The sequence below is a fragment of the Francisella noatunensis subsp. noatunensis genome, from assembly GCF_009823375.1.
GTDB classification, from domain to species: Bacteria; Pseudomonadota; Gammaproteobacteria; order Francisellales; family Francisellaceae; genus Francisella; species Francisella noatunensis.
Map to the genome: position 1 here is coordinate 1 of NZ_WBSX01000067.1, position 9,826 is coordinate 9,826.

A 9,826-nucleotide genomic window follows, 5' to 3' on the forward strand; every position below is an offset into this window, starting at 1 on the left:
TAGCTTTTTAACTTTACAGGATAGCTTATGATTATTTGAAGTTCTGCGGCTTTGATATAGCTTCTGTGCTATCTCAGCATTATAGTCACTATTTATACTAGTGCGATTAAGTTCCTTTTTTATAGCTGTTTCACTATAGCCAATTTTATTGGCTATTTGAGATGTTTGGTATCCTAATTTAAGTAATTCTTCTATACAATATCTATTTGAAAGAGTTAAGTGCTTTGGCATTTTTTAGTTCCTTATCGTTTATTTTAGTTTCGTCAAAACCTAATAAACTATATTTGGAACTCTCTTTCAACTATTTAAAACTTTCAGAATACAATCTAGCTTTAAAAACATTAATGAATCTATAAGATGTTATCATACTCAGCGATAGAAATATTCCATACATGATAGACAAGATATAAAACCCATTCATCTGTTTTCCTATCAAATGTTTTCTGCGATTTGAGAAGCCCGTAATAGATTCTAAAATTTTCAAAAAAGTCATAACGTTTTTCTATCATTTAATTTAAAGAATATAGGAATATTATACTTTGAATGATGGTATATCAATATATTTTTTGATAGTTTTCGGCCATTCCAAAATTCTTGATATACTTATATTTATAAAACTTTTAACATACGGTTTAAAGAAAGTGATTATTTGAAATACTTTGGTTTATACGAAAGAGTTAGAGTTAAAAAAACAGTATATGGATGATTCTGATAAATGCTATTGGAAGCGTTGTGGCGACTTCGATCATAACTATCTAATAGGAGATTCACAAGAACTATAATTTGTATTTAATCTAAATCTTACTAATTTTGGCATAACTTATTCAACACCTGCCAAAATTATTCCCCTAGAGGCTAATTTGCAGAGCACTCCATTAAACCCAATTCAATAAAATTAAATCATCAACTCTTTTAAATTCTTTTGTATTATTAGTAGCTAATGGTAGATTTAGAGCTTTAGCATGAGCTGCTATAAATAAATCGTTTGCACCTATAATCATACCTGACACTTCTAATTCTGATCTTATTTTTCCATATTCAACAGCATCAGCTTTATCAAACTCAATCACTTGTAATGATGCTACAAAGTTATGAATATTTGTAAGATTCTGATTAACCCACTTACTTTTAAAAGCTCCATGTAATAATTCAGCATATACTATAGATGATATACAAATATCACCCATCTCATATTTTTTAAAATGCTCTAGTACAGATTTTGGTTGTTCTTTTAATATATATATACAAATATTTGTATCTAACATCACCTTCATTATAAAGCTTCCCTTTCGTCAATCTGAGGTTGATCCCTGCCATTATCAAAAAAATCATGAGCTTGATCTAGTGATTTAAATACATTATCCCAATTATCGTGAATTTCTGTAATTATTATAGAGTTACCTACTCTGCTAATATCCACTTCTTTAACCTTAAACTGCATTTCTTTAGGAATCCTAACAGCTTGACTATTACCACTTTTAAATAATTTTGTAAGCATCTCTAACCTCTTATTACCGTATGTAATTATAATATATATAAAGTATATACATAATTTATCAATTTGTCAACATTTTATAGTTCGCGAGAACCTTTAAAACCTACAGGCTTAGAATACTGTTGCTTACTAGAATCACACAATAGATTTCTAATAATATTTAAACAATGTTTAAATCCTAAACCTTTAAATTGGTACTCTGGATTAGTAATTTGAAATTCTATCCAAGAGAATACTTCTTTAATATTTGAAATTAAAGCTTTACCTTTATTATTCAGGTAATTAAGCATCTGATGAATGGCTAACTGTTGCTTAGCAGTTAAAATTGTATCTCTAGCATCTTCTGCTACTTCAATAGCTTTATATGAATTGAATACATCACCAGATGGCAATACATCTTCTATTTTACAATTTCTTTTAATAACCTTAATTGCATCGTCAATAAGCTTATAATTGCAGTTATATAAATTTGTTTCATTAAGATCAATTAGTGAAAATAATATATCTTGACAATCAAGACCATATTTATTAGATACAGCTTCAGCTAGTTTGTATGTGTTTTCATCTTCAAAAGAAAATTTAACATTTTTAACAATATCTTTATAATCACTATCTATGTTGTTAATATTATTATCTTTTTGATCTTCTTCTTTTATATATGATTCCGCCTTGGTGGCGAAGTCTGATTCCGCCATATAATCCTTAGTTACATCCTCAGTGTTAATATCAATATTTTGAGTTTTGTTTTCAGTTGATGGTTTACTTACTAACGAGTTAATATAATCCATTAGTGCTTTGAATTTGCTAGTGATAAATATTTTAAGCCTGACTGCTCCATCATAGCATCTAGTTTTAGATTTAGATATAAAACCATTTTTAGCAAGTTCTGTAAGAGCTCTCTCACATGTTCTTTTCTTAATACCTGTTTCTTCAGCTAAATATTCAATATTAGGTAGTAGGAAAAAAGCATCTCCATTTCTCTCTTTATATTTCGAGATTTGAATTCTAAAAAAAAGTAAGTCTGCTATTTCAGCATAATTGTGATTTCCAATTTCTGAACGTAGTATTTTACGGCCTTTATGAAATATAGTAGCCATAGTTATAACTCCTTATAACTTTAAAAGTTTGCAATTAGGAGCTAACTAGATTAAAATATATTTGTACGTTGGTTTTCTTAATCTAGTTAACCACATTAAAGGTCGCCTGCAAGCGGCCTTTTTCGTTTTAGTCCCTCCGAGGGACTAATCTAAGCTGTTTAGTTTATTTTCAATAAAACATCTAAAATTTTCATAGAATTCCTCTTCGTTAATTATTTTATTATCAAAAAGTGTAAGTATATCTTTAGGAAAGTGGATACTATTGTTGTGATTATTGTCTTTTCTTATAGTAAAAAGATGTCTTCCACTTTTGCTTAATATCTTTATATTTGTGGGTGATTCTTTTTTGTGTTTGTTTTTATCTATATATTCAATTATTTTAGTATGACCAAAAGTACCATTTTCTATTTTATCTATTATTTCAAGCATTATAGAAATATTATCAGGATTTTTAGAGAGTCTATAGATGGTTTCTACAGTATTAGAGGAAATATTATTTAAGTCAGATATGTTATTACTGATTTCATCAGATAACTTCTCAAAACACATAAGTTTTGAGATTTTTTGTTTAGAAATGCCAGTTTTTTCAACAATATCTTTTTGCTTAAGTATTCCTTCAGAAATAAACTTATGTATTTGTTTAAATAGCTGATAATCCGTATTATCTTCTCTGTTTCTATTTTCAGATAGTAGTTGTAGGGCGGATGATTCATTGTCGAGATCTTTAACTATTACTCTTAACTTTAAATTTTTCTGAATAGCTGCTCTATATCTTCTTTCACCAAAAATTAATTCATATGTTTCAGAACCCTTGGGGTTAGGGTTATACCTAACGGTACAAGGCTGTAATTGTCCAATATTTAACATATTATCAGATAGAGCGTCTAGTTTGCTTTGATCTATCTTTTCTCTATCAACCTTATATGGAGATATATAAATATCAGAAGTATTTAATTCAATAACTTCTTCGCTAAAAGTATTATTATTTGGATCATCATATATTTTGTGTTTACGATTGTTTGGGTTTGGTATGTTGGAAGAGGAAGGTATTTTAGCACTCTTACCTTGATTGAAGAAGTTATTTAAAGTTGTTTTCTTACTCATTTTCGTCTCCAATATTTAGAATTTTATTCCATATGGATTTGATTATTTGATAATAGTCGTCAGATATGCTCGATTTAGGAGCATATTCAAAAACAGATAAGTATGAAGCTCTAGCTTCTTGTGTTGTAACTGACCTTCTGACTGGCATTGGAATAATTGAACCTTTATATAAATTTAGATATTGAGCATATATGTTATTACTTACGGTGTTATGCTCTAGCATAGAAGGAATCATTATATAATTATCCCAATGTAAACGCATAGCCTCTTGGAACTCTGCAATTTCGCCTAAGTTAGTTTGTAAAGCTTCATAACATTCAATTTCACAAGCTGCGGGCATTATTACATTATTTGCAGCCACAAGTGCATTTTCTGTTAAATCATTCCATCCAGGAGTACAGTCAAAAAGAATAACATCATAATTACCTAATTTTTTTATAACTTTTTCAGAGAAAATATATTCTCTTCTATTTTCGACTCTCATCTTTTTTGCCATAAAGTTAAGATCAGATGTTTCAGGTATTATATCTAAAGTGGGTAGATCAGTTTTTTGTATTACTTTACTTAAAGGAGCTCTTTCAAAAAGAAGATGATGAAGTCCTAGAGTATCTTCTCTTCCTACATCATCAACATTTTCAATGTTTGCATTCGGTATAATATATCTAGTTAATGATCTCTGAAAATCTAAACCTATTAATAATGTTTTAATACCGTTAAAAGCAAGTGCTCTCCCTAAGTTAGCAGTTAATGTGGTTTTAGAAACTCCACCTTTAGGAGTATATACACATATGATTTCTTGTTTAGATGGTTTTTTAAGATATCCAAACCGATGACCTATTTGTGGAAGTTGGCTTGTAGACCATTGTTTGATTGATATACTACCTCGTTTACCAGAAGTGGAATGAGGTATTTCTCCTTTTTCTTCTGCATACATTATAGGTGTTTTAGTTTTAACATTTAATCTATATAACTTGATTAAGTCGTTAGCTGTATACATTTTCATAGTAAATGCCCATCTTCGTTGTTTACTTTTGTAATTTAAACAGTATTCTCATTTAAAGTCAATAATACCGTTTAAAAAATAATAATATTTTTGTGATTTTAATTGTAAGTTGTGTAGATATGGATTTTTAATGCTTTAACTGACTATATATATTATTAAAAGTCTCGTTAAATGGTCCTTTTTTAAGACACTTTTTCAAAATCTCTGAAAACTAGTAAATACGTTAACAAAATGTCTAATATTGACATATATCTAATTATAGTCTGCTAGATTGTATACTCAAATAAGCATCAAATATCGATATTTATTATCTAAATTCAGAGATCTTAAAATCTTATCTGATAAAATATTGTATTAAGATATTTTCATTTTATAGCTCTTTTCAATTTTTAATCATATAAAAAATATAGGTTTAGAAAAATAATGTACTTATATAAGTACTTATTGTATAATTAGTGATATAAACTAAAATAGAGGGTAGTAATAATGAGAACACTTAATTATAGTACATTCAGAAGCACACTTGCAGCTTCGATGGATAAGGTTATTAATGATCACAAGCCTATAATTGTAACTCGTGGTGCAGATAAAGAAGCAGTTATTGTAATGTCTTTTGAAGATTTCAAATCTTATGAAGAAACATCATATTTAATGTCTAGTATGAATAACTTTAATAGACTTAATGCTTCTATAGAAGAAATAGAAAAGGGCATTTCATCAAAGCATGAGTTGATTGAAGAATGATTTTAGCATGGTCAACTAATGCTTGGGAAGATTATTTATACTGGCAGTCAACAGATAAGAAGAAATTAAAACGAATTAATCAACTAATAAAAGATATTAATAGAAATCATTTTGATGGTTTGGGTGATCCAGAACCTTTAAAACATAATTGGAGTGATTATTGGTCAAGAAGAATAGATAGAGAGCATAGAATTGTTTATAAGGTTGATGCTAATACTATTTTTATTGCTCAATGTAGATTTCATTATTAAAAATTCTAAGACTTTTGAGAAACCATATTATGAACTACTTTTTGGAACACGTAAAATGGTGCTTTCAAAAATGTACCAAAATGTAAGCATTATTAATAATTAAATACTTTAAAAACTAAAGTATTTTTAAATTCTCGCTAGCCCTTTATTTATAATGCTTTCGACTTTTCTTAAAAGTATTAAAATAATAAAGATAAAGTCTTTAAACGCGTACGCGAGAAAAAGAGAGAAAGATTTTTATTTTTTATTACTTATTTTGACCATAAAAGACATTTAAATTTTACAAACTTTTATCAATTTTATAAATCGACTATCAGCCTTATAAAATATACTAATTTCCATTGTACGAAGTTCAATGGATAGTGTGTCTTTAGAAAAAGGTTCGCAGCCGCTCGTTTTCAGCTGTAAAAAAATTTCAATTTTTCATTGGCTGGGTAAAGAGCAGATTATTTTGTTAGCTTCGATAATCTTTTGTAACTGCATTAATATTGTTGGATATTTTAAAAACCATCAAGGCTAATAGTCTTGCAGACGGCTAGTAACTCTAAATTACCTAATTCTTGAGGCATAAAGAGATTTTGAGCGATTTTAAGCTTCGACATAACCCCCCTTTTTTATACGAAAATTAAAAACGGCTCTTAAATTGCCTTAAAATACTTATTCATGATTAAATAATTATGATTTTGAACTATTAGAGTCATGAATGTTAATTTAGCAATTATTAAGCTTCTTCAATAGGTCTAATAACATCATAATTATTTTTAAGTTTAATTATTTTACTTTCATTTTTATTACCAAGGCAAAAATAAGAATGTGAAAAATTAGTCGTAGGCCAAGGTGAATTATTGCTTAATGCAGATCCTAATTTTTGTAAAGAAGAACCTGAGGCTACATAATCGACAAAAATAACATGTGGTTTATTCCCAACATATTGAAATTTTTTGATAAAATACTTCATGATAGATGATTCTAAATCCAGAATACTATCATCTTTGAGTGAACCTCTTAAAGTAATTGATGGTGTTGGATTAGGGTGTTTTTTTATCATTAATTCAAAGACCAATTTATATATTTTAGGTCCTTGACCAAGGAAAACAATAAGACAATCTTTTTTGATTTCTTTTTGAATTTTTCTTGAAAAAATATCTAATGCCATACATGTATTCATTACACTTTTAACAACACATCTAGGAATACTATAAAAAATATACTTTTTGTAATTATCATAATTATGATTTACTTTTGGTATAAAAGCTTACCTCTTAGATCACTATTTTCTATCATTAATTGTCTTATTAAAACTTCATTTTCTTCTACTTTTAACATTAGAAATATCTCTATATGAAAATAATTTAATACATCATAGTATTCTACTCCAAATAGTTAAACAATATTTTGATACAAGCACAGAAATAAATTAATAAAAAATCAAAATACAATATCTACTATGATTACTTATACGATTTTTACAAAAATAGGTAAATTAGAATTAAAATATTCAAGAAAAATAGATGAGTAAATTTACTGAAAAGATAAAGCAACAACAGGGACAAAAAGGATTAAAGCTCTTAATCTTAAAGCTCTTTTAATTATTTTTTTAAACAAATTAAGTCTATCTTAAAATCTATCTGTAATCTCATCTACTCTTTCAAACATGCTGTTATCATATATCAATTAAACAATTTGTAACAAAATAGCTACTTTATTTTTAATGTCATTTAAAACTTTTGTATCAACTTTAGTTTTGTATTCGGCTTTTCTTGATACCCAATCTAAACTTTTTACTTGGTCTGATAAAACAATACTTTCATCATCTATGGCTACTTCAAAAGGATACCTTTTTTGTTTTGATGTCATAGGACAGTAAACGCAAAGACTAGTTAATTTATTATATTGCTTTGGACTTAGTATTATTGCTGGTCTTCTTTTTTTGTGTTCATTGCCTGTACTAGGGTCGCAATTAATCCAAACCACATCGCCAACATCTGGGATATATCTTTTTACCATATTTCTTTGCCTTCTGCTGCGCCAAAAGATATTTCATTATGAATATTTTTAGGCGTTATTTGAGCTAAAAGACTTTCTAATTCTCTAGTAATTGGTTTAATCAAAATATTGCTATTTTCAATCTCAATATTTAAACTCTGGTTCTCTCTTAAATGTAATGAATTACCCCATTTTTTAATAGCCACTTGCATAAAAACCTCTCTTTTTATACCTTAAATGTATATATCGCTAAATACTAAAACGCTTAATACATAAGCAATACAAAAGATATTTTTTACATTTTGAAAAAGGTATGATGTAGTAACCGTAAGCAAACCAATACTTAACATCGCGAAGTAATAAGTTTTTTTATCGTAGATTTTTTTAAAAATATTGAGTTTTCAAAATAATCATTTAATTATTAATCATAAAAATCAGAAAAAATAAAACTTAAAAAGAAAGGCTAAATCAAGTTATAACAAAAGACAGAAAAGAAACAGAAAATAAAAAATGATTATGTTATGATTTATTGATTCTTTCCAAAACTCCTTTCAGTTCTAAATGCGCTTAGAAAGCACATACTATAAAAATTAAGAATCTTCCCTAGCTTTTTAGCTCTTAAATAAAATGACTAAAACTATACTTGTAACTCCCAATATGATGGGTATGGCTGTACCTATGATATTAATTAGCGTATTTCTTTTCATAAACTTATCAAACCTCATCATTTTTTATTTTCTGTTTAATTGCTTTAGTTTACCACGCAAAAAACCAATTTTAGAGATAAGCTTTGAGCTATCCCAACTATTGGATAAATCTAAACAAATTTGCTCTTCTTTGGTTAATTGATATCTACCTTTAATCAGCCGATTTGATAAAACTAAATTTTTATTTTCTTTCATCATATTAAAAAAATAAAGATCGTAGACCTAGAGAGTTTTTAACAGAAAAAGAAGTTAATGAGCTTATAATGTTTGCTAATAGTTGTTAGTGCTTAACCTATCTAAACATCTAGAAATATAATTAATTGTAATACCCAAAAGAGCTAAATCTTTAAAAAGAAAAAAATCTATATGCGGTATGTTTTCAATAATTTGAAATACATGTGGAGTAGTAAAAATAAATGATGTAGTTGTAATAAATATTATGGCCGCTAATGTTCCTGATACTAATCCTATCTTTGAATATTTAATTCCAATTAACATTCCTAATCCTACTACAATTTCTACTAAACCTATTAAAGAAGATACTATACGTTCGGATATTAATAAATATATCCATCCCATTAATGGATGGTTATACACTAATGGTTGTATAGATTTTGCTTCTGTACTAGTAAACTTAAATATTCCTAGCCAAATCAAAATTGTAATTACACATAATAGCCCTAAATAATATCCAATATTATTTAGTTTTTTAGTATTAATTTTATCTATTATATTAGTCATTATAAAATTCCTTAATAGTAAATATTTATGACCAATTGTAAATGATTAAGTTTGTTAATAATATAAATTTTATATTTTATTTTGTAACAATAGACTTTGTTTTTTAACCTTTATTTTAACAAAAATCTATCAAATCATTTATAATATTTTCTTCCATAGTTATTCTACAAAGTTACATCCATTTAATGCCAAATAAATATCCAGAAAGAAAAGGTTACAAAGTTCCAAAACAAAAACATAAGGTTAGAGATTGGAAGGAGTATAACAATGCATTAGCTAATTGTGGACGTATAGATATTTGGATGCATGATGAAGCTATCAATAACTGGTATGAAGAAGGCATTGAGAATATGGGTGATGATGCCCTAAAAAATATACTGACTTTGCAATAATGATGTGCCATGAAATTAGATTAGTTTATAAACAACCACTTAGACAAATAACTGGATTTATCAATTCACTGTTTGAAATGGCTGGATTAGAAATTAGATGTCCAGATTTTAGTACTTTGAGTAAGCGACTTCGAAAGCTTAAAATAAAGTTGCCAAGATATACTAAGAAGAATGTTCCAGAGTTATTGTCAAATCTAGTGTATGGGAATTAAGCGGCATAATTTTTATCCTGTTTTATTTTGTCAACTTCATGCTCAGAAATGCCATCAATAAAAGTTACATTATTTAGCATTTCATTAATTCTCT

14 protein-coding genes are annotated in these 9,826 nt (G+C 27.4%); 4 read left to right on the forward strand and 10 right to left on the reverse strand.

Annotation, left to right across the window (positions count from 1 at the left end; translation table 11 throughout):
* The 6 genes from F8C69_RS06500 to F8C69_RS06525 all read right to left on the reverse strand — a co-directional run.
* Nucleotides 1-231: helix-turn-helix domain-containing protein (locus F8C69_RS06500; protein WP_159183792.1), on the reverse strand; the 231-nt coding region annotated here is incomplete at its 3' end.
* Nucleotides 232-875: 644 nt separating this feature from the next.
* Nucleotides 876-1,274 (reverse strand): type II toxin-antitoxin system tRNA(fMet)-specific endonuclease VapC, encoded by a 399-nt coding sequence (gene vapC / locus F8C69_RS06505; RefSeq protein ID WP_159184634.1) that lies wholly within the window; start codon nt 1,272-1,274, stop codon nt 876-878.
* On the reverse strand, nt 1,274-1,498 hold the full coding sequence (locus F8C69_RS06510) for an antitoxin (protein WP_159184635.1): 225 nt from the start codon (nt 1,496-1,498) through the stop codon (nt 1,274-1,276). Before F8C69_RS06510 ends, vapC begins: the two co-directional genes overlap by 1 nt.
* A 74-nt stretch (nt 1,499-1,572) precedes the next feature.
* Entirely contained in the window at nt 1,573-2,592 is a 1,020-nt protein-coding gene (locus F8C69_RS06515) for a helix-turn-helix domain-containing protein (RefSeq protein WP_159184636.1), read from the reverse strand.
* 144 nt (nt 2,593-2,736) lie between these two features.
* Entirely contained in the window at nt 2,737-3,696 is a 960-nt protein-coding gene (locus F8C69_RS06520; protein WP_159184637.1) for a ParB/RepB/Spo0J family partition protein, read from the reverse strand.
* A complete protein-coding gene (locus tag F8C69_RS06525; RefSeq protein ID WP_159184638.1) occupies nt 3,689-4,699 on the reverse strand; it encodes a ParA family protein in 1,011 nt (336 codons plus the stop codon). The genes F8C69_RS06520 and F8C69_RS06525 overlap by 8 nt, the downstream gene beginning before the upstream one ends.
* Nucleotides 4,700-5,185: 486 nt before the next feature.
* Between F8C69_RS06525 and F8C69_RS06530 the strand changes: the two genes are divergently transcribed.
* Together F8C69_RS06530 and F8C69_RS06535 are read left to right on the forward strand one after the other, a co-directional pair.
* Nucleotides 5,186-5,443 carry a type II toxin-antitoxin system Phd/YefM family antitoxin gene (locus F8C69_RS06530; protein ID WP_159184639.1) on the forward strand — a complete coding sequence of 86 codons (258 nt, stop codon included), beginning with the start codon at nt 5,186-5,188 and terminating at the stop codon, nt 5,441-5,443.
* The gene (locus F8C69_RS06535; RefSeq protein ID WP_159184640.1) at nt 5,440-5,694 is read left to right on the forward strand and encodes a Txe/YoeB family addiction module toxin; all 255 of its coding nucleotides are present in this window, start codon (nt 5,440-5,442) and stop codon (nt 5,692-5,694) included. The genes F8C69_RS06530 and F8C69_RS06535 overlap by 4 nt, the downstream gene beginning before the upstream one ends.
* A 721-nt stretch (nt 5,695-6,415) precedes the next feature.
* On the opposite strand, the gene F8C69_RS06540 is transcribed toward F8C69_RS06535, so the two are convergent.
* The 4 genes from F8C69_RS06540 to F8C69_RS06560 all read right to left on the reverse strand — a co-directional run bounded on the left by F8C69_RS06540 (nt 6,416) and on the right by F8C69_RS06560 (nt 9,128).
* On the reverse strand, nt 6,416-6,850 hold the full coding sequence (locus tag F8C69_RS06540; RefSeq protein ID WP_159184641.1) for a hypothetical protein: 435 nt from the start codon (nt 6,848-6,850) through the stop codon (nt 6,416-6,418).
* A gap of 518 nt (nt 6,851-7,368) precedes the next feature.
* Nucleotides 7,369-7,701 (reverse strand): endoribonuclease MazF, encoded by a 333-nt coding sequence (gene mazF, locus F8C69_RS06545; RefSeq protein WP_159184642.1) that lies wholly within the window; start codon nt 7,699-7,701, stop codon nt 7,369-7,371.
* Nucleotides 7,695-7,892, reverse strand: a complete 198-nt coding sequence (locus F8C69_RS06550) for an AbrB/MazE/SpoVT family DNA-binding domain-containing protein (RefSeq protein ID WP_159184643.1) — start codon at nt 7,890-7,892, stop codon at nt 7,695-7,697. The genes mazF and F8C69_RS06550 overlap by 7 nt, the downstream gene beginning before the upstream one ends.
* 765 nt (nt 7,893-8,657) lie before the next feature.
* Entirely contained in the window at nt 8,658-9,128 is a 471-nt protein-coding gene (locus tag F8C69_RS06560) for a DUF417 family protein (protein ID WP_200147150.1), read from the reverse strand.
* Between the two features lie 185 nt (nt 9,129-9,313).
* Between F8C69_RS06560 and F8C69_RS06565 the strand changes: the two genes are divergently transcribed.
* A complete protein-coding gene (locus F8C69_RS06565) occupies nt 9,314-9,520 on the forward strand; it encodes a hypothetical protein (RefSeq protein WP_159184645.1) in 207 nt (68 codons plus the stop codon).
* 2 nt (nt 9,521-9,522) lie between these two features.
* Nucleotides 9,523-9,732: a transposase gene (locus F8C69_RS11305; protein ID WP_160194806.1), complete on the forward strand. Its 210-nt coding sequence runs from the start codon at nt 9,523-9,525 to the stop codon at nt 9,730-9,732.
* The last annotated feature ends 94 nt before the right edge of the window (nt 9,733-9,826 follow it).